The sequence below is a fragment of the Sphingomonas sp. SP1 genome (genome assembly GCF_058313395.1).
This window is the reverse complement of sequence record NZ_JBZFLC010000001.1, coordinates 1,483,983-1,507,919: the sequence shown is the minus strand read 5'-3', so window position 1 is coordinate 1,507,919 and position 23,937 is coordinate 1,483,983. Positions and strand designations below refer to the sequence as shown.

General features: G+C 63.6%; 24 protein-coding genes. 9 read left to right on the top strand and 15 right to left on the bottom strand.

The annotated features are described in order from the left end of the window. Positions 1 to 10: 10 nt before the first annotated feature. Positions 11 to 595, bottom strand: a complete 585-nt coding sequence (gene petA / locus AC4GYS_RS07630) for a ubiquinol-cytochrome c reductase iron-sulfur subunit (protein ID WP_491108490.1) — start codon at positions 593 to 595, stop codon at positions 11 to 13. Positions 596 to 818: 223 nt separating this feature from the next. On the opposite strand from petA, the gene hemF reads away from it, so the two are divergent. Beyond that, positions 819 to 1,661, top strand: coding sequence for an oxygen-dependent coproporphyrinogen oxidase (gene hemF, locus AC4GYS_RS07625; protein ID WP_491108489.1), 843 nt, complete (start codon positions 819 to 821; stop codon positions 1,659 to 1,661). Positions 1,662 to 1,668: 7 nt separating this feature from the next. Here hemF and AC4GYS_RS07620 read toward each other — a convergent pair whose 3' ends face one another. Then, entirely contained in the window at positions 1,669 to 2,466 is a 798-nt protein-coding gene (locus tag AC4GYS_RS07620) for a glycerophosphoryl diester phosphodiesterase membrane domain-containing protein (RefSeq protein ID WP_491108488.1), read from the bottom strand. 94 nt (positions 2,467 to 2,560) lie between these two features. On the opposite strand from AC4GYS_RS07620, the gene lipB reads away from it, so the two are divergent. From lipB to AC4GYS_RS07605, 3 genes are all read left to right on the top strand, one after another. Continuing rightward, positions 2,561 to 3,241, top strand: a complete 681-nt coding sequence (lipB, locus tag AC4GYS_RS07615) for a lipoyl(octanoyl) transferase LipB (protein WP_491109377.1) — start codon at positions 2,561 to 2,563, stop codon at positions 3,239 to 3,241. A 75-nt stretch (positions 3,242 to 3,316) separates the two neighbouring features. After that, positions 3,317 to 3,589, top strand: a complete 273-nt coding sequence (locus tag AC4GYS_RS07610) for a hypothetical protein (protein WP_491108487.1) — start codon at positions 3,317 to 3,319, stop codon at positions 3,587 to 3,589. A 25-nt stretch (positions 3,590 to 3,614) separates the two neighbouring features. Beyond that, positions 3,615 to 3,950 (top strand): hypothetical protein, encoded by a 336-nt coding sequence (locus AC4GYS_RS07605; RefSeq protein WP_491108486.1) that lies wholly within the window; start codon positions 3,615 to 3,617, stop codon positions 3,948 to 3,950. On the opposite strand, the gene queE is transcribed toward AC4GYS_RS07605, so the two are convergent. The 8 genes from queE to AC4GYS_RS07565 all read right to left on the bottom strand — a co-directional run bounded on the left by queE (position 3,951) and on the right by AC4GYS_RS07565 (position 10,326). Further along, entirely contained in the window at positions 3,951 to 4,583 is a 633-nt protein-coding gene (queE, locus tag AC4GYS_RS07600; protein ID WP_491108485.1) for a 7-carboxy-7-deazaguanine synthase, read from the bottom strand. After that, entirely contained in the window at positions 4,580 to 5,275 is a 696-nt protein-coding gene (gene queC / locus AC4GYS_RS07595; protein WP_491108484.1) for a 7-cyano-7-deazaguanine synthase QueC, read from the bottom strand. The genes queE and queC overlap by 4 nt, the downstream gene beginning before the upstream one ends. Before the next feature lie 165 nt (positions 5,276 to 5,440). Then, the gene (locus AC4GYS_RS07590; RefSeq protein WP_491108483.1) at positions 5,441 to 5,809 is read right to left on the bottom strand and encodes a DUF3617 domain-containing protein; all 369 of its coding nucleotides are present in this window, start codon (positions 5,807 to 5,809) and stop codon (positions 5,441 to 5,443) included. 62 nt (positions 5,810 to 5,871) lie between these two features. Beyond that, on the bottom strand, positions 5,872 to 6,774 hold the full coding sequence (hslO, locus tag AC4GYS_RS07585) for an Hsp33 family molecular chaperone HslO (protein ID WP_491108482.1): 903 nt from the start codon (positions 6,772 to 6,774) through the stop codon (positions 5,872 to 5,874). A 144-nt stretch (positions 6,775 to 6,918) separates the two neighbouring features. Next, the gene (locus AC4GYS_RS07580) at positions 6,919 to 7,377 is read right to left on the bottom strand and encodes a DUF2314 domain-containing protein (protein ID WP_491108481.1); all 459 of its coding nucleotides are present in this window, start codon (positions 7,375 to 7,377) and stop codon (positions 6,919 to 6,921) included. 99 nt (positions 7,378 to 7,476) lie between these two features. Next, entirely contained in the window at positions 7,477 to 8,667 is a 1,191-nt protein-coding gene (locus AC4GYS_RS07575) for an aspartate aminotransferase family protein (protein WP_491108480.1), read from the bottom strand. 146 nt (positions 8,668 to 8,813) lie between these two features. Beyond that, positions 8,814 to 9,368: a hypothetical protein gene (locus AC4GYS_RS07570; protein ID WP_491108479.1), complete on the bottom strand. Its 555-nt coding sequence runs from the start codon at positions 9,366 to 9,368 to the stop codon at positions 8,814 to 8,816. A 121-nt stretch (positions 9,369 to 9,489) separates the two neighbouring features. Further along, positions 9,490 to 10,326 carry an ABC transporter permease gene (locus AC4GYS_RS07565; protein WP_491108478.1) on the bottom strand — a complete coding sequence of 279 codons (837 nt, stop codon included), beginning with the start codon at positions 10,324 to 10,326 and terminating at the stop codon, positions 9,490 to 9,492. Between the two features lie 51 nt (positions 10,327 to 10,377). Here AC4GYS_RS07565 and AC4GYS_RS07560 point away from each other — a divergent pair, with 51 nt between their 5' ends. Beyond that, the gene (locus tag AC4GYS_RS07560; RefSeq protein WP_491108477.1) at positions 10,378 to 11,085 is read left to right on the top strand and encodes a GcrA family cell cycle regulator; all 708 of its coding nucleotides are present in this window, start codon (positions 10,378 to 10,380) and stop codon (positions 11,083 to 11,085) included. On the opposite strand, the gene AC4GYS_RS07555 is transcribed toward AC4GYS_RS07560, so the two are convergent. Continuing rightward, entirely contained in the window at positions 11,082 to 12,926 is a 1,845-nt protein-coding gene (locus AC4GYS_RS07555; protein WP_491108476.1) for an alpha/beta fold hydrolase, read from the bottom strand. The two genes, AC4GYS_RS07560 and AC4GYS_RS07555, sit on opposite strands and share 4 nt — an antisense overlap. A 318-nt stretch (positions 12,927 to 13,244) precedes the next feature. Between AC4GYS_RS07555 and AC4GYS_RS07550 the strand changes: the two genes are divergently transcribed. From AC4GYS_RS07550 to AC4GYS_RS07540, 3 genes are all read left to right on the top strand, one after another. Next, entirely contained in the window at positions 13,245 to 14,150 is a 906-nt protein-coding gene (locus AC4GYS_RS07550) for a diiron oxygenase (protein WP_491108475.1), read from the top strand. A gap of 23 nt (positions 14,151 to 14,173) precedes the next feature. After that, complete coding sequence (locus AC4GYS_RS07545; RefSeq protein ID WP_491108474.1) at positions 14,174 to 14,737, top strand: OsmC family protein; 564 nt, start codon at positions 14,174 to 14,176, stop codon at positions 14,735 to 14,737. 70 nt (positions 14,738 to 14,807) lie between these two features. Next, positions 14,808 to 15,644, top strand: coding sequence for a class I SAM-dependent methyltransferase (locus AC4GYS_RS07540; protein WP_491108473.1), 837 nt, complete (start codon positions 14,808 to 14,810; stop codon positions 15,642 to 15,644). A 1,069-nt stretch (positions 15,645 to 16,713) separates the two neighbouring features. On the opposite strand, the gene AC4GYS_RS07535 is transcribed toward AC4GYS_RS07540, so the two are convergent. Continuing rightward, positions 16,714 to 17,868 carry a glycosyltransferase family 2 protein gene (locus tag AC4GYS_RS07535; RefSeq protein ID WP_491108472.1) on the bottom strand — a complete coding sequence of 385 codons (1,155 nt, stop codon included), beginning with the start codon at positions 17,866 to 17,868 and terminating at the stop codon, positions 16,714 to 16,716. 7 nt (positions 17,869 to 17,875) lie between these two features. Then, positions 17,876 to 18,805 carry a glycosyltransferase family 2 protein gene (locus tag AC4GYS_RS07530; RefSeq protein WP_491108471.1) on the bottom strand — a complete coding sequence of 310 codons (930 nt, stop codon included), beginning with the start codon at positions 18,803 to 18,805 and terminating at the stop codon, positions 17,876 to 17,878. A gap of 205 nt (positions 18,806 to 19,010) precedes the next feature. Between AC4GYS_RS07530 and AC4GYS_RS07525 the strand changes: the two genes are divergently transcribed. Continuing rightward, positions 19,011 to 21,971: a VCBS domain-containing protein gene (locus AC4GYS_RS07525; protein WP_491108470.1), complete on the top strand. Its 2,961-nt coding sequence runs from the start codon at positions 19,011 to 19,013 to the stop codon at positions 21,969 to 21,971. A gap of 9 nt (positions 21,972 to 21,980) precedes the next feature. Here AC4GYS_RS07525 and AC4GYS_RS07520 read toward each other — a convergent pair whose 3' ends face one another. Beyond that, a complete protein-coding gene (locus tag AC4GYS_RS07520; RefSeq protein ID WP_491108469.1) occupies positions 21,981 to 23,246 on the bottom strand; it encodes a cation:proton antiporter in 1,266 nt (421 codons plus the stop codon). Positions 23,247 to 23,386: 140 nt separating this feature from the next. Continuing rightward, positions 23,387 to 23,881, bottom strand: coding sequence for an Hsp20 family protein (locus AC4GYS_RS07515; protein WP_491108468.1), 495 nt, complete (start codon positions 23,879 to 23,881; stop codon positions 23,387 to 23,389). Between the last annotated feature and the right edge of the window lie 56 nt (positions 23,882 to 23,937).

Genomic DNA, 23,937 nt, shown 5'->3' with positions numbered 1-23,937 from the left:
GTCTAGTTCCTCAACCGATCTGGATCACGGTGTCCGACGCGAAGGCGTATTCCGGCACCACCAGGTTCAGCGGTGCCGGACCCTTGCGGATGCGGCCCGCCGTGTCGTAGTGCGAGCCGTGGCACGGGCAGAAATAGCCCCCATACTCGCCCTTGTTCTCGCCCTCGCCGATACCAAGCGGCACGCAGCCGAGATGGGTGCAGACGCCCAGCGTCACCAGCCAGTTCTGCTTGCCCGGCTTGGTCCGGTCGGCCAGCGACTGGGGGTCGCGAAGAGACGCGACATCGACGGCATTGGCCGCCTGGATGTCCTGCGGCGTCAGGTTGCGAATGAAGATAGGCTGCTTGCGCCAGACCGTCTTGATCCCCTGACCCGGCTGGATCTTGGAAATGTCGACCTCGGTCGACGACAGCGCCCGGACGTCGGCCGAAGGGCTCATCTGAATGACCAGCGGAGCAATGGCCGCGACTGCTCCGACCCCGGCGAAGCTGACTGCTGCAACGTTGATGAAGTCGCGGCGGCGAACGCCATCGTGCGCTTCGGCAACCGGTTCTCCCGGCATCATCGGCTGGGAGGCTTGATCCACTGTGGCCATTCGTAACCCTTGGAGCGCTTATATTCTGCATCGGCACTTCAACAATGCGAAGTGCCTTGAAACGACAGCCGCCCCGGGCACGGGCCCAAGAGCGGATGGCCGCGCTGATAGCCTTGCCAAGTCCGCTTTGCCAACTGTCATTTTGGTAAGGTTCAGCTTCCTGTTGCCCCTTGGACATAATGTCCGATTGGAAAGGGCATGGCGGTGCCGCTAAGCGGACCGGATGAAGCCGCTCGACGATCAGCAAGCCGCCGCCCGCACATGGTTCGAATCCCTTCGCGACCGAATCTGTGCCGCCTTTGAGCAGATCGAGCGCGAGGCTGGCTCCGACGCGTCCTTCGAATATCTACCTTGGGACCGGACCGACCATGGCGGCGCTCCGGGAGGCGGGGGCGTGCGCGGCCTGATGAAGGGGAAGGTATTCGAAAAGGTCGGGGTAAACGTCTCCACCGTCGGTGGCGAATTCAGTCCGGAATTCGCAGCCTCCATCCCTGGCACCGAGCAGGACCCCAGCTTCTTTGCCACTGGCATCAGCCTGGTTGCCCATATGGCCAATCCCCACGTGCCGGCGGTTCACATGAACACGCGCTTCCTGACCACGGGCAGGCGCTGGTTCGGCGGCGGTGCCGACCTTAATCCGGCGATCCCCTACGAGCAGGACACCCGCGATTTCCATGCCGAGCTCGCCGCCGCCTGCAATGCGCACGGGTCCGACTATTACGAACGATACGCAAAATGGGCGGAAGAATATTTCTGGCTCCCCCACCGCAATGTCGCGCGCGGCGTCGGCGGCATCTTCTACGACAGGCTGGAAGGCGACTTCGACGCCAACTTTGCCTTTACCCAAGCCGTCGGCGAAGCCTTCCTGGCGGCGTTCCCGCCAATCGTGCGGCGGCGCATGAGTACGCAGTTCGACGATTCCGACATGGACCGCCTGCTCGACTTCCGCGGCCGCTACGTCGAGTTCAACCTCCTCTACGACCGCGGCACCCTCTTCGGCCTGAAGACCGGGGGGAACACCGATGCGATCCTGATGAGCCTGCCGCCGCTGGCCCGCTGGAGCTAATGATCGTCTAGGGCGCGTTCGGGACGCTGACGGGGGCTTCATCGGCGTTGACCGACTGGAGATACAGCCGCGTCAGGATGACCGTCAGCAGGACGGTGATCGCCGCGGCCACCAATTGACTGACCAGCGCGATGATCAAGGCGCCGACACTCAATCGCTCCGGTTCGCCGCCGATCAACCCCACGACCGTGCCCAGGGCCGCCGTGACTGCCCCAAGCAGGATCAGGGCCGCGGCCATATACACGATCAGAAACCCGAATAGCCGCCACCAATTGCCGGCCGTAAGTTCCCAGCTGCGCTTGAGGATACCCAGTCCGCTGCGCCCCTCCGCGACGGCAATCGGCGCCGAAAGGACCAATCGGACAGCGAAGAACAGGAACACGAGGCTGATCAGAAGAACGGCCAGCGTGGGACCCGGGGGCGGCTCCGTCGGGTTCGCCTGAAGCTGCAAGGCGAATGGCGAAACGGCCAGGACAAAGGGCAATAGCCAGATCAAGGTGGCTAGAAGGAAAGCCGGGCTTCTCCGCGCACCATGGGCGATCGCCTCGCCCACCGACTGGCGGCGACCGAGCGCGATGGTGGAAACGGTCAGCTGGCCGAGAATGCTCACCAACAGCACAGCGACGCCGACCAGGGACCAGCCAAACCCGGGCGAAGTGCCGGGCGCCCCCGGAGGGACGACCAGCTCGCCGATGGTTCCGGGAAGCACCAGCAGCGCCAGCGCCACGGCCGCGATCGGACCCCGATCCTGTGCAAGCACCGCCTTCGCCTCGTCCCACGCCCGGCTGATCGAAAGTCGTTGCACCGCACTCACCTCGTCCACATGATCGATGATGCGCGCTTATGCACAGGCCGCTCCGCACGTGGCAATCGCCTTGCGGACCCGCGCCGACGACGCCATTTCCTCCCCCGTGATCGACAACGAAATCGAATGGAAGATCAGCGACGGTCTGATTCCTTACCCGCAAGCACTGGCCTTCATGGAGCAGCGGGCGGCGGCGATCCGGCAAGGCACCGCTCGCGAATGCATCTGGCTCTTGGAACACCCGCCCCTGTTCACTGCGGGAACCAGCGCCGACCCGACCGAGCTTTTCAATCCTGAAGGCTTCCCGGTGTTCGAAGCCGGACGCGGCGGCCGCTACACCTACCACGGTCCTGGCCAGCGAGTGGGCTATCTGATGCTGGACCTCCAGAAGCGGGGCAAGGACATCCGCTGCTTCGTCCATGCGCTGGAAGGCTGGATGATCCGCTCGCTCGCCGATTTGGGCGTCGAGGCCCACCGGTCGGAAGGGCGAATCGGCATCTGGGTCGGCGATGGCTCTTCCGAAGCGAAGATCGGCGCGCTTGGCGTTCGAGTGCGCCGTTGGATCACGTTGCACGGCTTCTCCATCAATATCGACCCGAATCTGACACATTTCGGCGGCATTGTGCCGTGTGGCATCGCCGATTTCGGGGTCACCAGCCTTCGCGCGCTCGGAAATCAGGCGGGAACAGCCGACCTTGACGAGGCGTTGAAGCGCAACTGCCTTGTTTTTCTTGAGGAATTGTCGGGCAGAAACATGCCCCTTGAGGGCGGATGATCCTCTCACTATTGTGCGCGCGATTTGCGATGCGGGAAAACCGTGCCAGATCCACATATCCAAAGGGAGTCTTGAATGCGTGCTCTGATCCTGGTCGCCGGTGCGGCCCTCGCGGTTTCTGCTTGCAGCAGCAACGAAGCCGCCAACAACACCGCCGTCGATGAGAACCTGATGGCGACCGACCTTAACGCCACCGACATGAACATGATGGACATGAACACCATGGACGCCAACATGACCATGAACGGCATGGACGCCAACATGGCTTCCAACACCACCATGAATTCCATGGAAATGAACGACATGACCACCAACACGCCGGACACCAACGTCGCCAACGGCATGTAATGGTTGTCATCACCCCATTTCAGGGGTGATGGTCTTCAAGGAGGCTGCCGGCGCAACACCGGCAGCCTCTTTCATTTTAGAAGAAGGTCCGCTCATGCGACTCAAACTCGTCATCGCCACTGCCGCGACGCTTGGCCTTGCTGCTTGTGGGGACAAGGAGAGTTCGGCCGGCAATGCCGTGGTCGTCGACCAGGGCTTCTCTACGGAAAATACCGCGGCCAATGATCTCACGGCGATCGATGCTGCTACCGCCGACGCATCGGGCATGGCCGCTGACGCCGAAGCCAACTTGATGCTTGAGGAGGTCGGCAATGAAGTGGACGGCAACCTGCCGGCCAATGTCACGCGCGACGAGGATTGATCACGGCAGTCCAACCAGTTTGTGGGCCTGGAGGCTGAGCCGCCATTTCGGCCGCTCCATGGCCAAGACGATCGCCGCTTGAATCGCCGCCGCTCGATCGGCCCCGTCCATCGGCTGGACGAGGAAATGCGAGAAATCCCACCGTTCGATTTCGTTGAGGTCGAGCCCGTCCTGCGGCCAAACCAGCTTCAATTCATCGCCTGACCGCTGCACGATCTCAGTCCCGGCCTTGGGACTGATGCACAGCCAGTCGAGTTCCGCCACCGCTGGCAGGGTTCCATTGCTTTCTGCCGCCACTCGAAAGCCACGGGCGTGTAGCGCGCCGACCAACCCATCGTCCAGCTGAAGCATGGGCTCGCCACCGGTGACGACGACCAGTCGCCCCTCTGGCCCTGATCCCCAAATGTTCGTCACATGGTCGGCGAGCACCTCCGCATTCGTGAACTTGCCGCCGCCCGGTCCATCCGTGCCGACAAAATCGGTATCGCAGAAGCGGCACTGCGCCGCGGCCCGGTCCTGCTCGCGGCCACTCCACAGGTTGCAGCCGGCGAAGCGCAGGAAGACCGCTCGACTACCCGATTGCGCGCCTTCCCCCTGCAGGGTGAGAAAGCATTCCTTGACTGCGTAAGTCATCCTTGGCCGTCTCGGGAAGACGCATAGCGGGTTGGGTCGGCCAGTCCGGCTTCCTCGAACCCCTTCGCACGAAGACGGCACGCGTCGCACAGGCCGCAGGCCCCGCCATCGGAGGCGGGGTCGTAGCAACTATGGCTCATGCCAGCGTCGAGGCCCAGCTGTGCGGCTTCACGGGCAATGTCGGCCTTGGTCATAAATTGCAGCGGCGCGTGCACCGTAAGCCCCTGCCCTTCCACACCTGCCCGGGTCGCTTGATTGGCTAACGCTTCGAAGGCGGCGATGAATTCAGGCCGGCAATCGGGATAGCCGGAATAATCCAGAGCGTTCACGCCGACGAACAGATCGCGGGCGCCCGCCGCTTCCGCCCAGCCCAGCGCCAGGCTGAGGAAGATCGTGTTACGCGCCGGGACATAAGTCACCGGAATGCCTACGCCGACACCTTCCTTCGGAACCGCCGTATCGCTGGTCAACGCCGACCCGCCGAACGCGCGGAGGTCCAGCGGAAGCATGATATGCTCGTCCGCCAGATCGGCAGCGATCCGCTCGGCCGCCGCGAGTTCGACCCGGTGCCGCTGATTGTAATCCACGGTCAGCGCAAGGACTCGAAAACCCTGCTCGCGCGCCAGCGCGGCGCAGACCATGGAGTCGAGCCCGCCCGACAGGAGAACAACGGCAGCAGCCTTGGACGTCATGGTTCAGCCCGCTAGCGAAAGCGACGTTCAAAAAGAAGGGCCGCTCCGGCATTGCCGTCGCGGCCCAGTTCTCGGGGCAGGCCCGATAGGGAGGAAAGCGTGCCCCGGATCACGGAAGCACCCAAGCCCTATAAGCGAGCGGGGTTAAACCGGGCCTTAATGAAATCAACAATTGCCCGCCCGGCGAGCATAAAGTTTGTATTGGAACGGTTCGCCCCGGTGGATGCCCGTCGTTTCGATCCGAAGGCTGCGCGGAGTGACCACGCTGATCTTCGACCGACCAAAATCACCCGCCGGCGGACAGGTGTAATGCACCACCATTTCACCGGGTTTGTCGGACAGGATCACGCGAGTGCAAGGCGCACCGCGGTGCTCCCATTGGGACAGGGTCGCAGGGTCCGCGATGCAAAGCTGTGCCGCGCCCGCGCCGGTGGCGCTGCGGCTTACCTGCCATTGACCGCCGGCAACGCCCCGGAGCGCAGCGGGGACGGCCGCCAAGACCGCCCCGGCCAGCGGCAAAAGGAGTATTGGCATGAACCGAGCAGTCATGGCTTTGCGTTTACCACCTTCCAGTTAACTCTCCGTAACCCGCCCGATCAAGCCGATTCGAACCGAAGCGGAAAGCTGGTGGAGCAGAACTCACAGTTCACGCGTATCACGCCGTCCTCGTCCGCCATTTCAGCCCGCTCTTCTTCCGGGAAGCGAGCAATGACCGAGCGGACATAATCGGGATTGCAGCGACAGCCCTTCACCAGCGGCACGGCGGCCAGCGTCCGCACCTCCGGCTCCTCATGAAACAGACGCCAGGTGAGATCCTCCAAGCTGAGAGCCGGATCGACCAGTTCCTCGCCCCTGATCGACCCTGCAAGCGCAGCGACATGATCCCAATCCGGGTGATGGAGCCGGGTGTGCAACCGTTCACGTCCGACCTCGCCTTCGGGCAGATGCTGGAACAGGATGCCGCCGCCGATCCACTTGCCGTCCGTATCCTTGCTGGCCGCTAGCCGGACAATGCTGGGGATCTGCTCGGATTGGCCGAAATAGCTTTGCGCCGCGTCGGCCAGGCTCTCACCCTCGAGCGGCACGATGCCCTGATAACGCTCGTCGGTCGCTGGTTGGTCGAGGGTGATGGCGAGGTAACCATGACCAAACAAGCTGCCTAGGCTGGGCTCACGGGCCGAGTCTGCCAGCAAGGCCGGGTCGTGCCGCAGGTAGCCGCGGAGTTCGCCGGCCAGATAGTCGCATACGAGGAGGTCGACGATCCCTTCCTTGGTTTGAGCCTGTACCGTCAGCTGTCCGCCCGGGTCCTTTAGCAATGCGCCAAGCAACGCGGTCAGCACTAACGCCTCGGCCAACAGCTTCTCCAGAACCGGCGGGTAATTGTGCTGACCGAGTATCGCGTCGAGCGATGGTCCCAGTCGCGCAACGCGTCCGCGCGCGGAACGGGTCGGAATAGTGACGCCAAGCGCCACGTCGAGATGCTGAATGTCGGGGGTCATCGGAGACGAGATAGGATCGGTGCGAGGGAGCGGCAACCGTCAGCCTAGATCGGGCCGGGCATGTCTGCTTTGGGAGGAAAACGGACAGTCCGAGATCTTCCCTCCTGAATGTCCGCCATGGACGGTTCGGCGAAACCGCCGCGCTTAATGTTCCGGCCAGCCGAGTTCGCGACGGCGAGCGTTGGCTTCGGCCTTGGGTAGCCGGGCGAACAGTATGGGATAGGTGTGGAAGCCGTGCGCGACATTGTCGCGAGTCCAGTAGCCCCAGTCGCTTACCTCGCTGAGCGGAACTGTCACGCGATCGCCGTGCTGATGCACGCTACGAAGCGGTTTCATGGCCAGAGTGCCCGTCAGGTTGTCGCCGTCACGTACAAGATTCTCGACCCAAACATGTTCGGTCGGGGTGAGCGCGAAGCGGACCTGATAGCCGCCAGTGTCGGGCGAGCGTTTGTCCAGGACCGCGAGGAAGTCGGGTAGCGTCGCGCGAGCCTTGATGCGGGCGGCGGCCAGTTCGTGATCGTCGCTCTGAGTGAAGGTTGCGATGGGCTCGCCAGTCGAATTTGCGGAGGCGGCGGCAAGGAAGAAGGCGAGGGCGAGCTCCATGGGCAGGAAGGTTACCGTCGGAAGGGAGGAAGGCAAGACGCCGTTCAATGTCCGCTTTGGCTCGTAAGCAGACCTTACTGATTACGCCGTGGACTTTGCCTAAGCGGCAACCGCCGGCATCTCGTAATCGGACGCTGCGGCGCTTAGGCCGTCGACGAATTCGCGAATGTGCGCCTCGTCGATGATCAGCGGCGGCAGCACGCGCACGACATTGTCGCCGGCCGCTACCGTCAGAATGCCGCGAGTGCGCAAATATCCGACGAAGGCGCGGCTGTCGGTCTTCATCTTGACGCCGAGCATCAGGCCCAGCCCGCGTACGCCTTCGAACAAATGATCATGGTTTGGAATCATTTGCTCCAGTGCCGCGCGCAACCGCTCGCCGGTCGTTCGCACCTGCTCCAAGAAGTCTGGCGTGGCTACGACATCCAGTACCGCTTCACCCGCGGCCATGGCCAGCGGATTGCCGCCGTAGGTGGACCCGTGGGTACCGATCACCATCCCGCTCGCCGCCTTCTCGGTCGCCAGGCAAGCGCCCAATGGGAAACCACCGCCGATGCCCTTGGCCGAGGCCATGATGTCTGGCGTGATCCCATAATGCTCATAGGCATAGAGATGGCCGGTGCGTGCAACGCCGCACTGAACCTCGTCCAGGACCAGCATCAGGTCGTGCTCGTCGCAAATGTCCCGCAAGCCGCGCATGAATTCCTGGGATGCCGGGCGAATGCCGCCCTCGCCCTGGATCGGCTCGACGAGGAAACCGGCGGTGTTCGGGCGCACTGCCGCGCGGGCTGCGTCGAGGTCGTCGAACTGGACGACCGTGAAGCCTTCCAGCAGCGGCGCGAAGCCGTCGCGCAGCTTGACCTGGTCGGTGGCGCTGATGGTCGCCATGGTCCGGCCATGAAAGGCGTTGCTGAAGGTGATCAGCTCATTCTTGTGCGGATTGCCCTTGGCATGATGATAGCGGCGCGCAGTCTTGATGGCGCATTCAACGGCCTCGGCGCCGGAATTGGTGAAGAACACCGTATCGGCAAAGGTCAGCTCGGTCAGCCGACGGGCGAGGCTTTCGCCCTGCGGCGACCCGTATAGGTTCGACACGTGCATCAAGGTTTCGGCCTGCTTCTGGATCGCGCCGATCAGGTGCGGGTGGCTGTGGCCGAGCAGATTGACCGCGATGCCGCTGGCGAAGTCCAGATAACGCTCGCCGCCCTCGCCGATCAGGTACACGCCATCGCCCTTGACCGGTCGCACCTCGCAGCGCGGGTAAACGGGCATAAGCGGCGTGATGGCCATGGAAAAGCTCCTGCTAGCAAGGGTTGCGCGGCCCCCCGCCGCGGCTGGTCGCGATATAGAAAAGGCGCTCCGAAAGGGCAAACCGAAAGGGCACAAGAAAAGGCGCCGAGGTTTCCCCCAGCGCCTTCCTTGCCTGTCGCGATCACTTAGCCGGGGTAGCGGCCGCGATCGTCTTCGTAGCGGTCGTCACGGCCATCGCGGTCGCGGTCGCGCCAGCTTCCGTCGGGATAGCGGCCGCGATCATCCTCGTAGCGGTCGTTGCGCCCATCGCGATCGCGGTCGCGCCAGCCGTCATTCCCGTAGGAACCGTAGCCCGGCCGCCCGTTGCCGTCACGGATATCGATCCGCAGGCGCTGCTCAAGCCGACCGATCCGGATATCAAGCTCACGCCGTTCGCGGTGATTGATTCCGCTGGAGCTCAGGCGGCGGACGCGCTCGCGCAGCCAACGCGCCTCGGCTCGAAGACTACGGGCCTCGCGCTCGCTGATCCGGTCGCGGCTATCGTTCCGCTCGATTGCCCGCTGCACCCGGGCGACGCGCGCATCGTAGACGCGAATAAGCTGCCACTTGTTCTGGCCGTAGTTATAGCCTTGGCCGTAGTAGGGCTGACGCACCGGCGCGGGGTAATATTGGGCGGCGGCCGGAGCAGCCGCGCTGAGCGCCGTGGTGGCAACCGCGGCGGCAACAAGAAACTTACGCATGTGACACTCTCCTCATCGAGCGTTGATGCAGTGCTTCTACGCGCTGGCGCTTGGTTGGTGCCTGAACGCACTCGTTATCGATCGTTCAACATCCTTAACGACCTCAACCCGTTGGTCCGGCTCAATTCTTGATTTTCCAGCCGGTTCTGAGCAGCCAGTAACAGGCTCCGCAAAGGATGATATTCAGGATCAGAAGCCCCGCTGCTCCCACCCAGATCGGCGAATCGGCCTCACTAAGGAAGCCGTAGCGAAACCCGCTGATGACATAAAAGAACGGGTTGGCGTGACTGATGGCGCGGAAGGTCGGCGCCAGGCTTTCGACCGAATAAAAGGTTCCGCTCAGCAGAGATAATGGCGCGACCACGAAATTCGTGATCGCCGCGGCATGATCGAATTTTTCGGCCCAGATGCTGGTCAGCAGCCCCAGGAAGCTGAGCATCAGCGATCCCATCAGCCCGAACCACACCGCCGCCAGAGGGTGCTTCAGTCCGACGTGCACGCCGGGCCACAGCGCCATTGCCAGCCAGACCGCCCCACCGACCAGGAAGGCCCGGGTCACCGACGCTGCGACCAACCCCAGGATCAGCTCGCCGGTCGACAGCGGAGGCATCAGATAGTCGACGATGGTGCCCTGAATTTTGCCGACCAGCAGCGAAAAGCTGGAATTGGCGAAGGCGTTCTGGACCATGGCCATCACGATCAGCCCGGGGGCAATGAAGTCGGCGAAGGGAACGCCCAATACCTGGCGTTTGACCCCGCCCAGCGCCACGGTGAAGATGACGAGGAACAGCAGGGTCGTGACCGCGGGCGCCCAGACCGTTTGGGTCTGCACCTTGAAGAAGCGCCGCACTTCCTTGATATAGAGCGTCTTCAAGCCGCCAGTATTGATCCCCTGGAGGCGGGCCACGCCGGGCTCGCTGCGGACCCAGGCGGATGTTGTGGCTGGCTGGTCATTCACGCTGTCAGCGCCTAGGGGCTGCGGCGGCGGAAACAAAGGGTTTTTGAAAGCATGTCCTGGACGGAAGAGCGGATCGAGCGATTGAAGATGCGGTGGGCCGAAGGCGCCACTGCGAGCGAGATCGCGACCGAGCTGGGTGGCGTCAGCCGGAACGCCGTGATCGGCAAGGCCCATCGTCTGGGTCTCGAAGCGCGCCCGTCCCCGGTCAAGCCCGGCGAAGACAAGCCGGCTGCCGCGAAACCGGCAGCGGCCACGCCGGCTCCGGCTCCGAAGCAAACAGCCAAGTTGATTGAGCCGGCGCCCTCGTCGCCAACCCGGGTCAAGGACAAGCCGGCGATCGCCGCCGTGCTGGAGGCCGCGGCACCGATGCCGCCGGCCGCTCCCGCTCCGCAACCGCAGCCGCCGCGCGGCCTTGATCCGAACATGCAATATCGCTCGGTCGGACCTGGCGGCTTCATCCGGCAGGGCCCGGGCGAAACCCAGGCCCCCATTCCGCCGGCCCCGCCGCGCCGCCTGGTTCCGGCCAAGCCGAGTCCGGAGGTTGCCGACAAGACGGGCCTGCTCGACCTCAACGACCGCATCTGCAAATGGCCGATCGGTCATCCCGGCGAACCGGACTTCCACTTTTGCGGTCAAGCTGCGAACCCCGGCTTCCCTTATTGCGTGCAGCATTGCGGTGTCGCTTATCAGGCGCAGCTGCCGCGCCGCGACCGGCGCCCACCGCCGCCGCTGCCCTATGGCGGGCCGCGCGTCCGCTAGGTCGCTTCCGCCAACCGCGCCTCCGGGCGCGCGGCGGAGGAGCGCAAGAACCGCCGGGTTTCATTCACGAACGTCCGGAAGGCCGGCTCGCCATCCAGCAAGATGTGGTTGGCGCTATCCAGCGGTACGAACCGCGCGTTCGGAATCTTCGCGCCCAGCAGCTCGCCTTCGCTGAATGGGATGGCGGCGTCGGACCGGGCGTGCAGGACCAGTGTTGGGTGGGTCACCTGGTCGAGCAGGTGGCGAACATCCAGTCGCGACAATTCCCGCATCAGTCGGACCGCATTGTCCGGCGATGCCGAGCGCCGCTGCAGCTCATTGAACCAGGCCGACTGCTCGCTATCGGCGCCCGGGATATAGAAGCTGGTGAACATCTGGCGATAGGCCGGGTTGTCCTTGCCCCAGCCCAACTCGGTCAGCGTGAGCATCGCCTCGCGCCGGCTCACTTCCTCATTGTCGCCGCGCGCCCGCCACCCGGCGGCATAACCACCCAGCAGCACCATGCGACGAACCCGTTCGGGATGTGCGATCGAATAAGCGATCGCGACCGGTGCGCCCTGGCTGATCGCCAGCAGATCGAACTGCTCCAGTCCCGCTTCGTCGACAACGCAGGCAAGGTCGTCGACAAAGGCGCTAAGGCTCATCTCCGGCGTGTCCCAGTCGCTCAGGCCATTGCCCCGCTCGTCGTAGCGGATCAGTCGGAAGTCGCGGGTGAATTCGCGCAGCCAGCCGCGCCACAGCGGGCTCTCGCAGTCGAAGTCGAGATGATTGAGCCAGTTGGCGGTCTTCACCAATGGCGGCCCCTCGCCAAGCGCCGACCAGGCCAACCGCGTCCCGTCGTGAGCGGTGGCGTAGCGCACTTCTTGCTCGAAACTGGCCGAGCATGACTGCGCCACATCCTGTGCCAGCGCCTGCCGTTTCCAGGCGGCAGGCGGCAGGCCATATTCCCGCTTGAACGCCCGGTTGAACGCCGCCTCGCTATTGAAGCCTACCGCGTAAGCGACGTTGGCGGTGTTGTCCTTGCCGTGACGCAGCAGGTCGGCTGCCTTGCGCATCCGCCAGCGTGCGCAATAGCGCATCGGCGGATCCCCAAGCAGCTCCACGAAGCGCTCGCCCAGAACGGATCGCGACACTCCGGCTTCGCGCGCGAGCTGCTCGATCTCAAGCTCCTCCGCGTAATGCGCATGAATGAAGGCGAGCGCCCGGGCGACGGCCGGATCGCGCAATCCCGCAAGCCAGCCACCCTCCCCCGGCGGAAGGTCGTCAACATAGGCCCGAATGGCTTCCGCGAAGAGCAGCTCGGCGATGCGGGCGACAACCTCCGGTTCCTGCCGGTCGCGGGTCAGATAGTTGAGGTTGCCTTCCAGCCAAGCCTCCTGCGCTTCGCTGATGTCGTCGATCTTCAGGAGTGGCGGGAGGCACTCGAGCAGCGGATGCTCGCCCGATTCCACGCCAAGAAAGCCGCAAAAGAATTCGACTGGCTCGCCTGATCCCTGGATGGTGAAGCGCGCCAATCCACGTTCGGTCGCGCCGACGATGAAGTCGTGGGAATCGATCGGTTCCGGTCGGTCGCTCGTAAACAGCCGGTGCTGATCATTGCGGGGAAACATCAGGATCGACCCCTCGCCCGCCGAGACCGGCTTCTGCCCCTCGACCTGCGCCCACAGGCGGCCGTGCTTCACATAATGATAGGCAATGACCGGGCCGCCCGCTGGAAACAGCTCGGCCACGTCCTCCGGTCGCATCTGGGAATAGACGCACCACTCACCTGACGCCGACCCTTCCAGGATGACGCCTCCAGTCAGGCGCAACGACTCCAGAATGTCGCCGACGACATCCATCCGCACGAGTCCCCTTCGGCGGTGTTTCGGTCAAATCATCCGGCAAGTCGATCATTTTGGCAAATCGTCGGCTCAGGTAGAAGTCTGACAGCCAACAGAGACAATAGCGTTCAAGTCGGAAGTTTGTCGCTTTCGATATCTCTGGAGCTCATTCAGTGGAGTAGGGGAAGAAGATCAATGGACGACCTGTTCAACGTGCTGCGCGTTCGCGCGCTGATCGTACTCACTTGTGCCTTTGCCTGCGGCGGTTTCACCTCTGCCTTGGCCTTGGCGCCTTTTATCTTTGGCTAAATCCAGTGGCCCGGTGGGAGACCCAAAGTGTATCATGACTTCAACTATCAGCAGACACTGGCCGCCTCCCTGCGCGGCCAGTGGGAGCTGGATGATGTCCTGCGCGAAGATCAGGAACTCGACTTTTCGCTGAATTTCATGCCGGAAAGCCTCGCTCGCACGGCGGCGCTGACGCAACTGACCGCGAACGAGCAAAAGCTGCTCAATCAGATTGCCGCGCATGAATATCTGGCGATGTTCGGGATCGTCGAGGAATTCATCCTCCCCTTCCTGATGGATCACGCCCGTCCCCACCTGAACGAGGACGACTGGCGGGTTCGAGCGCTGCTCAATTTCGCCTCGGAAGAGGCCAAGCACATCCACCTGTTCAAACGGTTCGCCGCCGCGTTCGAACGTGGATTTCCGGTCAAGCCGCAGTTGATCGGCCCGTCCGCTGCGATCGGCGCGGAAGTCTTGCGCCACGACCCGCTTAGCGTCGCCCTCGTCATCCTGATGATCGAATGGATGACCCAGCAGCATTATCTGGGCTCAATCCGCGACGACGGGCGGATCGATCCTCTCTTCAAGAGCCTGATGCGGCACCACTGGATCGAGGAAGCGCAGCACGCGAAGCTCGACACGTTGATCGTCGACGCCCTGGCCGAGGGGCGTAGCGAAACTGGCATCGACGAAGCGGTCGATGGTTTTCTGGAGATCGGCGCCTTCCTGGATGACGGGCTGAAGACGCAGGCCGGTTTCAACCTCGATGCGCTGGAGAAGGTGATCGGCCGAAAGCTGCCAGGTCGAGAAGCGATCCACGCGCAGCAGCATCAGGCGGGCCGCTGGACCTTCCTTGGCTCTGGCCTGGTGCACCCGCGCTTCGTCGCCACCCTGCAGCGCATTTCGCCACGGGCAGCCGCCCGCATCGCGGCAGCCGCACCGCTGTTCGCCTGACTTCACGACAAGGAGAAAAAGCAATGCTCGACACTGTGAAGAGCCCAACCGTCAACGGCATCGACCTCGCCCTGCTCGGCAAAGTGGTGGAAGACGTCGAACGCGACCCCGCAAATGGGGTGCTGGCGTTCCAGGTCACGAGCCGGTGGAAGGGGGGCACCCGCACCGAAGCCGAAATCGGGCCAGTAACGTTCGGCCGCGAAGTCATCGCCCGTGATTTCACCATCGCTGCCGACGAGCCGATCGAGATCGGCGGCACGAACAGCGCCGCCAATCCGCAGGAACTGCTCATGGCTGCATTCAATGCCTGCATCTCGGTCGGCTATGTTGCCGGCGCGGCGATGAAGGGCATCAAACTCGACAAGCTTGAGATCCGCACCAGCGGCCAACTCGACCTGCGCGGCTTCTTCGGACTCTCCGACCAGGTGGCGCCCGGCTATGAAGAATTGAGCTACGAGGTAACCATCGCGGGCGACGGCTCCGCCGAGGATTTCGCGGCGATCCACGATCAGGTAATGAAGACCTCGCCCAACTACTTCAATCTCGCTCGACCAATCCGCCTGAACGGCCGGCTCAACGTCGCCTGATTGGGACGAGGGCCTCGGCGGGGGCAGGACCGCCGGGGCCCGTATCTGCGTCAAACAAAAGGAACTTGATATGGGCGACACCGCGACGCTGACCAGCAATCCGAACCAGGCCCTGTGGGAGAAAGGCGATTTCACCCGCATCGCCGACACCATGCGCGCCAGCGGCGAAGCCCTGGTCGAGACGCTCGGCATCGCGCCGGGCATGAAGGTCCTTGACCTTGGCTGCGGGGACGGCACCACCGCCTTGCCGATCGCGCAGCGAGGCGCGACTGTTCTCGGCGTCGACATTGCCCACAATCTCGTCGACGCCGGCAACGCTCGAGCCCGAGCCGCCAATCTGTCGAACCTTCGTTTCCAGCAGGGGGACGCGTGCGACCTTCACGATCTCTTGGATGACGGCTTCGATCTGGTGGTCAGCATCTTCGGCGCCATGTTCGCCCCGCGTCCCTTCGATGCCGCACGAGAGATGGTGCGTGTCACAAGGCCCGGAGGGCGGATCGTCATGGGCAACTGGATTCCCGGTGACCCCACGCTGGTCGCGCAGATCCTGAAGATCAGCGCCGCCTTTACGGCACCCCCGCCCGACGGCTTCGTCAGCCCCGTCACTTGGGGCGATCCCGATCAGGTGCGCGAACGTTTCACCGCCGCCGGCATTTCAGCCGAAAACATCGCCAGCGAACGGTCGGACTGGACCTTCCGCATGGACGCCCCGCCCGCCAGCCTGCTCGACCTCTTCCGCCGCTATTATGGGCCGACCATGAACGCGTTCGAGGCCGCCGAGCGCAATGGCCGGGCGGATGAGCTGGCCCGCGAATTGACCGCCTTGTTCGAGCAACAGAACAGCGCCGGTCCGACCGCCACTGCAATCACAGCGACTTACCTCAAAATCACGGTACGCAAGCCCTAGCGAGCGGTTGCGCCGGGCTTTCGCCGGAGCCCGGAACTGCTATCCCGGCTCGCAATGCAGCCGGGCGGATCCGATTTCACAGGGCTAAGCGCCTTTTTGGTCGCCACTGAGCCCGGCCAGCCGTCATATCATGAGGTCGTCGTTCGGGCTCTTCGGGAGAAGGGCTACGAACTCCTGCTCGAATTGACGGTCGAGCCCACCAATCGCCCCGCGGTCGAAGGCTGGCTGGCTGCCACCGGCCAGGGCCCGATATCGGCAGCGATGGAAAGCATTGTCTTCGCCCATGACCTGTTGCCGATCGCGCCGGCGACCGACCAGCTTCAGGAGCGGCCCGGCTGCGACAACTCGCGTCCGTTCGCCATCCGCGCCGCCTTAGGAACCGAGCTCCGACGGACTGGCAGCGACTTGCCTCATGGGGTATTTTCCTTTTCCGCCAATAGCCAAGAGGCTGGGGCACTGCTGCTTGCCCTGGCAGCAGACAAGGCACCCTGGATCAGCAAGGTCATGTCAGACCGCGCCGCCGCCTTCGCAAGCGGACCGGCGATCCGCAATCTCAGTGGTTACGCCTGCCGAGCCAAGGTGGAACTGGTCGATTGGAACGGCCGGCTTGCCGTTCGCAAGACATTCCGGCCGGGCGCCGAACGCTTCCTTCAGCGGGAGCTTGAAGTGTTCGCTAAGCTCGGCCCGATCAGCCCGGCAATCCCCGCCCTGATTGATTCCGGTCCTCACCACCTCCTCATGGAATATGTTCGGCCGGAAGACCGGCTGCCACCGTCTTCGGGGAGAGTTCTTCCGCTCGATCAGGTGCGCCAATTGGCCGGGTTCGTGCGCACCTGCCTTCTTACCGGCTTCGATCCGGTCGACTTCAAGCCCGACGGCAACGCGATCTTCACGCGGAATGGTCTGAAGGTGATCGATTACGAGTTCTGGCGTCGCTGCGATCCGGCAACCGAGCCCGAGCAGAGCCTGTGCATTGCCGGCTTGCCGAAAAACGATCGCGGCGACCGGCCCTGGGGCTTGAAGTTTCCCTTCTCGCCCTACCGCGACAAATGGATCGAACGCACCGGGCTTAGTCCACAAAGCTTGTTTCGCGATCCGCCCGCTGCTCAGCAAGCGAAGCGTGCGCTGTGGCGGCTGCGGACGGTGGCCCGTGGCGTAGTGACTCGCGCTGCCGCCGCCTCGCGGAGCGGTGATGAACCAGCCACCGCAGGCGATAGGTCAGACGCCAATAGGCCTTGAGCATCCCGACCGAGGCGAACGGTAGCATCAAGTGCTGGACGCGCTCCAGGCGGCTCAGCGCCTTGTAGGGCCGTTCGGGATGGTGGCGCTGGAACAACCGCCGCAATTCGCGCACGAAGCTGTCTTGCAGCACGAGCGGAATGCGCTGGTGGCGAAGCAGTACGGTGGTGCAATGCCGGACCATCAGCTGCGCAAGGGCATTATGGATCGTGCGGCTTTCATCCGACAACGCCAGCGCACGCTCCATCGCTCGCTCCCATTGCCCCAACACCTCGAAATGCCGGGCGCTCGCCGACCGGGTGATCGCCCCCTCCCGCTGTCGGTAATTCAGCAATGGCCTGGGAAGCGCCGAGATCGATGCCGTGCCGACCAGCAGGGGATAGCTGAACGGTGTGTCCTCATACCATCCGTCGACGAAGCGGAGCTCAAGCCGGTCCAGCGCCGCGCGCTCGATCAGCTTGTTGCATGCGATCTGCAACAGCTGGAGGATTTGTGGATAATCGCGCACAGTAAATCGTTCCGGCGCGTCGGCCAGTATGTCCGTCCGTCCGCCCCGGAGCACCCGCCCGTCCGGATAGATTCGCCGGTAATCGAAAATCACGATCTCCGCGCCCGTTTCCTGTGCCCGGCCTACCGCCGCGCCGATCGCCCCGGGCTCGATCCAATCGTCGGAATCAACGAACCAAATCCACTGGCCGATCGCTTCCGCTATGCCGGCATTGCGCGCCGCGCCCAGACCCTGGTTCACCGGCAGGTCGATGATTTTCAGCCGTTCGTCCTGCGCGGCATATTCGCGAAGAATGGAAGGACTGCCGTCCGGAGACGCGTCGTTGACCGCGATGACTTCAAACGACGGATGGTCCTGCGCCAGGATCGAATCCAAGCATTCGCGAAGTTGCCCTTCGACCAGGTACACCGGTACGATGACGCTTACGTCGACCATGGTCGCCCTGTTCGACCTCCGCCACAAAGCTTGAGCGGTCATTGCAGCCTCACTGCCTGCGTCCTGACATAGCCTTTCGGCCATTGACGAGCCACCGGTAAACGCGGGGTAAATGTGTTCGAATTAGTCGCTGCCGCAGAGCGCGGCGTATCGCCGGATCGGTGCAGCCCACGCCTTGCAGGTAGCGGTAGAGCCAGCGATAAAATCGCCGCCTCGCTTTCGCCAGCACCGGCGTATCCAGCGCCGCCTGCACACACGACCCGGGATGCTGGCGATATCGATCGAAACATTCGCCCGATATGAAGATCGGCCCTGCGAGATAGGCCTTGATGCGAAATGCCTGGTCCTCGAACAGGCCCCGGAATTCCCGCTCGAAACCGCCGACCCTCTCCATCAGCGATCGGCGCATCATCATGCCTGACATCGACGGCGTCACGCCGACCCCCAGCGGATAAAGCAAGGTCATCAATTCGGGCGGACGATAGAGTCGGTCCTGATCCAGGACATTGCTGAGGCCGTCAACGCGGCGATGAACAGCCCCGGTTTGCACAATCCGGTCCTGGCCCGAGCCCACCTCCCACTCCTGCCAATAGCAGGTCGCCCCGCATACAAGCTGCGCGTCCGGATTGGCGGCAAACAGTTCAAGTTGCCGCTCCAGCTTTGCCGGGAGCCAGCAATCGTCCCCATCCAGGAAGGCGACGAACTCGCCCCGGGCATGGGCCAGCCCAAGGTTGCGGGTCGCGCTCATCCCCTCATTCTTGTGCCCGGGGTGAGACAGGTAACGGACCTGCCCGGGCCGAAGTCGAGCAAACTCTTGCGCTAGCCCCGTGCTCGCATCGCGCGAACCATCGTCGACCAGCAGCAGCTCCCAATGCTCATGGGTCTGCGCGAACACGCTTTCCACCGCTTCCTTCAGGAAGCGTTCCTCGTCCTTGAAAATGATGATTGCGCTGACAAGCGGCCGCGTGGCGCCATTCACTGGTGATACCCTGCCATCCGGAAGTTGTTGACCCGCGGTTCGAACAGGCGCTCCGTACGCGCTCCCGGATTAAAAGAGGTTATCAAACAACTCGGCAACCGATCTTTTTTCGTCGAGCTGTCCGCAAAAAATAACTTTCCCTTAATGCGCTTGCGGCAGCGTCTCCGTGCAGCGCCTTTGGTTGCGTTCTGGGGGAGTGTTCGACGTGCCTATCAAGCTGATTTCCGCGCCGTTGAGCGCTGACGACCGCTACAACCTGTCCGAGACGTCGGCCACCGGAACGCTGGTTTTCAACGTTCGCGCTAACGACGGGAAAAATAGCGGCAAGACGCTTTACTCACTCGACAACGGCCAATCCGCCGATCTCGCGAACGCCGATCAAATTGGACCCGCCAACGACCGCAGCACGCTTGGCGCGACAATATGGATCAACGCCAACGGCACGGTTTCCTACAGCGCCGACAGCATCCAGTCGCGCATCGACGCGCTTGCTCCGGGCCAAGTATTGGAGGACAGTTTCGTCTACGCGCTCCAGACCTCCGGCAACAACGGCCAGTGGTCGACGGTTCGAATCACCTTCACCGGCACCAACGATACCCCCATCGCGATGGCCGACGTCGCAGCCGCGACCGAGGGAAGCGTCATCAGCGGCAATGTCGGCAGCAACGACCGCGATGTCGATAACGGCGCGACCCTTTCCTTTGCTGTAACGGGATCGAACGTACCGGCCGGCTTTTCGATGGGGACGAACGGCGCCTGGACGCTCGACGCCAACCACCCCGCCTATCAGCAGATGGCCGCCGGAGACGTGAAAGCTTATACGGTCGATTACCGCGTGACGGACCAGTTCGGTGCCAGCACCAATTCGACCCTGACCTTCACCCTTACCGGCACCAACGACGCACCCGTGGCAACTGCGTCTGTGGCCAGCGTCGGTGAGGATGGCGGGGCTAGCGGACGCCTTAGTGCCACGGATGCCGATGGCGGCGCGGTCCTGACTTACTCGCTGGTCGACGAAGCGCCAGCGGGTTTGACTCTTGCCGCCGATGGAAGCTGGCAATTTGATGCCTCCGGCCCGAAGTGGCAGGCCCTGCGCGAAGGTGAAGCGCAGACCGTCACCATTCCGTTTCGCGTCACGGACGGTGAAGGTGGAGTTTCGACTTCGGTCCTCACGCTCACCGTCACTGGCGGCGACGATGCGACCGTGGTGACCGGCACGACTGTGATCGCCTTGAGCGAAGACGATGTCTACGGTTCGGCGACGGTCCAGATTGACGACGCTGACGCCGGCGAGGCTGGATTGGCGGACTATTCGTACATCGAGGGCACTTACGGCTTCGGTTTCTTCGGTCCCGCCCAATCCGGCGAGGATGGCGGAGCGCGCTGGAGCTATGAGGTCAAGGACGACGCCGCCGTGCAGGCCCTGGCCGCCGGCGAAACCGTGACCGACAGCTTTACGGTGCCCACGGCGGGCGGGGTCCCGGTTACCTTCACCGTCGTGATGACCGGCGCCAACGACGCACCGATCGCGCAGGATGCCGAAGTAACCGTTGCCGAGGATGGGTCGATCGCCGGCCAACTCGTCGCGAGCGATATCGATCGGGGCGCAGTCCTGACATACGCGATCTCCGGCGACGCTCCGGCCGGCTTCAGCCTGTTGTCCGACGGCAGCTGGACGCTGGACGCGAGCCATCCCGATTACCAGTCGCTCGGCGCCGGTGAGGCGCGGGCACTATCCGTCTCCTACCTGGCGACGGACGAGCACGGAGCCAGCAGCCCTGCAACGCTTACGCTTACCGTGACGGGCCTCAACGATGGACCGGCGCTCGGCGATCAGGCCGGCGCGCTTCCGGCCGGGGCCGAAGACAGCAGCTATGTCGTAACTTCGGAGCAGCTGCTTGCCGGCTGGGGTGATGCCGACGGTGACGCTCTCATCATCAGCGAACTCACCGCCACTAACGCGACTGTCGTGACGAACGCCGACGGCAGCTTCACCGTAACCCCCGCAGCCGATTGGAACGGGACGCTGCAGCTCACTTACCATGTATCGGACGGCACGCAGACGGTGGAGACCTCTCGCTCGCTATCGATCCTGTCGGTGAACGATCCGGCCACCATCGGGGGCACGCGCACCGGCAGCGTTACCGAGGCCGCGCTCGGCAGTGCCGGGGCGCCGACCGCGAGCGGGCAGCTGACGATTGCCGACCGTGACTCCGACGCGACCTTCCAGGCCGTCACCGGGCAGCAGAGCCTGTCCGGCTGCGGCATGGTGACACTGACGGCAGCCGGCGCCTGGACCTACACGCTAAATAACGCCGCGCTCGACGTGCAGCGGCTCGCAACCGGCCAGACCATGACCGACAGCTTCTGGGCGGTGGCGGCCGATGGCACGCACTCGCTGGTGACCGTCACGATCCGTGGCGCCAACGACTTCACCGGACCCGTCGCCAACGGTTCCGGATGGGGCGATCCCAACGACTTCGAGGATGTCGAGGGTGGCTGGGGCTATGCCGGTCAGGTCATCTTCGGAACCGAGGGCGCCGACCGCATCGTCGCCAACGACGGCAATGATCGCATCTATTTGAAGGGTGGCGACGACGTCGCCTACGGATGGGTCGGTGACGACTTGATCATGGGCGATGGCGGCAACGACACGCTCTACGGTCAACTCGGCAGCGACCAGTTGATTGGCGGAGACGGTGCCGACACGCTCTACTTCGGTTCCGGAAACGACATCGGTTCGGGCAGTGCCGGCAACGACACCATGTACGGCGGCAGCGGCTGGGACGATTTCAGCGGCAACGACGGGGACGATGTTCTGATCGGCGGCTGGGGACGCGATTACACCCAGGGCGGCGCAGGCGCCGACCGCTTCGTCTATCTCGACCTGCGCGACACCAACGATATCCTGGAAGACTTTGTGTTCGGGGTCGATCGCCTCGACTTCTCGGCACTCGATGCGAACGCCGCGGCAATCGGCAACCAGGATTTTGCCTGGGGCGGGCTCGACCCGGTCGCGCATGGGCTGTGGATGACCAAGGTTGGGTCAACCGTGACGTTTTACGCCGATACGGACGGAGACACTGCAACTGCCGAGTTCATGGTGGTGCTTTCCGGCACCGTCCTCAGCAGCCCTGAGCAGGCCTTTGGCAGCCTGATCCTGTAGCCCGCCGGACTAGGCGACCGGTTCCCGCGGCTTGGCGCCCGATGCCGGCTCGCCGGTCGCGCGCTCGACCGCCAGGCTGGCGGTGAAGCCGTGAACCACCGTGGACAACAGGATTGTGAACGCGACCACCGCCCACAATTCGGCCTCGTTGGTCAGTTCGGCGTGAGAGCCGGCGTAGGCAAGATAGTAGATCGAGCCGACGCCGCGCACGCCATAGAATGCGACGGCCGCCCGTTCCCGTCTGGACTCAAAGGTGCCGAGTAGCGACAGCCAGCCCACCAATGGGCGCAGAAACAGGATCAGTGCCACGCCGATGGCCGCCCCTGTCCAGGTGAGGTGGGGCAACAGCGCTGGCAGCGCCGCACCCAGCGCGATCAGCAACAGCGATGTCAGCGCGTGTTCGATCGCTTCGCTGAAGTCGTGGAGGTTGGTGTGGAACTCGTGCTCCGATTCCTGCCGGCGCAGAACCAGACCTGCGACAAAGGCGGCGATGAAGCCATATCCCTCCACCAGTTCGGTCAGACCATAGACCGCGAGCAATCCCGCCAGTGCGATCACCCCCGAATTGGTATTGGCAAGTGCGTTGTTTCGAGGCCATTCGAACAGCAACTTCCCAAGCAGCCATCCCAGCGCGGCACCTGCCAGCGTGCCGATGACGATGCGATAGGCGACGTCCTTCCAGAGCCATTCCGTTACGATATCGGCTGTGAACCCGCCGGCGACCGCGACTGCGAGCGCAAGATATACGAATGGAAAAGCCAGCCCGTCGTTGAGGCCAGCCTCCGTGGTCAGCGAAAAGCGCACCGGATGCTCGCCGCCTTCCAGCGGCGGACCGACCTGGACGTCCCCGGCAAGAACCGGGTCGGTGGGCGCCAGCACCGCGCCGAGCAGCAGGGCGCCGGCGATCGTCATGCCACCAAGCAGCCAGCCGCCTAGCCAGATTGCGCCGATCGTCAGCGGCATCGCAAGGGCCAGAAGGCGCACCGTCGGAATCCACAATTGGCGCGAGGCGAGCCGATCGATCCGCAGGCCGACGCCGAACAGCCCTGCGACGACGCACAATTCACTGATCACCTCCCACGGCTTGGGCAAGGCAATGGGATCGATCGCGTCGGGCATCCCTGGGATCCAGCCGAAGCCGAGGAAGCCCAGGCCGATCAGCAGCGCGGACGCAGGCGGTTCGCTTCGCGACACCAGGCGCGGCGTCCAATAAGCCAGGATGATGATCAGCCCGATCGCGGCGAGCAGGATGTGATAACCGGAAAATTCGTACATCTATCTGCCACTATTAGGGATCGGCGAAGGCAGAAACCGGGCAAGTGCGCCGCTGGTTGCAGCCTCCGCCCCTTCGCGCCAAAAGAAAACCCCGGAAGCGAGGCGCTTCCGGGGTTCTTCTTCTAGCGTCAGCCTGACGGTCAGGCGTGTTCGCTTGCACGCTCCTCGGCGCTGGCCTCGATCGTCGGCTGTTGCTGGGGAGGGCTCTCGCCCGCGCCGCCTCCAATCTCGATCTTGCGCGGCTTCATCGCCTCGGGAATCTCCCGCACCAGCTCCAGGCTGAGCATGCCGTCATGCAGATCGGCGCCGGTCACCTGGATGTGGTCCGCCAACGCGAAGCGCCGCTCGAACGAGCGCGTGGCGATGCCGCGGTGGACGTAGTTGTTGCCGTTCTCCTCGCCCTTCTGTCCGCGGATGATCAGGACGTTCTCATGAGACGTGATGTCGATCTCGCCGCGCCGGAAGCCGGCCACAGCGATCTCGATCCGATACTTGTTCTCGTCGACCTTGATCAGGTCGAATGGCGGGTAGTTCTCCTGCGCGCTCGAAGCGGCGCTGTTCTCCAGCATGTCGAACAGGCGGTCGAAACCAACAGCCGACCGGCGGAAAGGTGAAAAGTCGAAAGCGCTACGCATTGTCTGTCCTCCTTTTTGAGCAACAGGCGGACTGCGGGGCCCCGATCGGGCTCCCC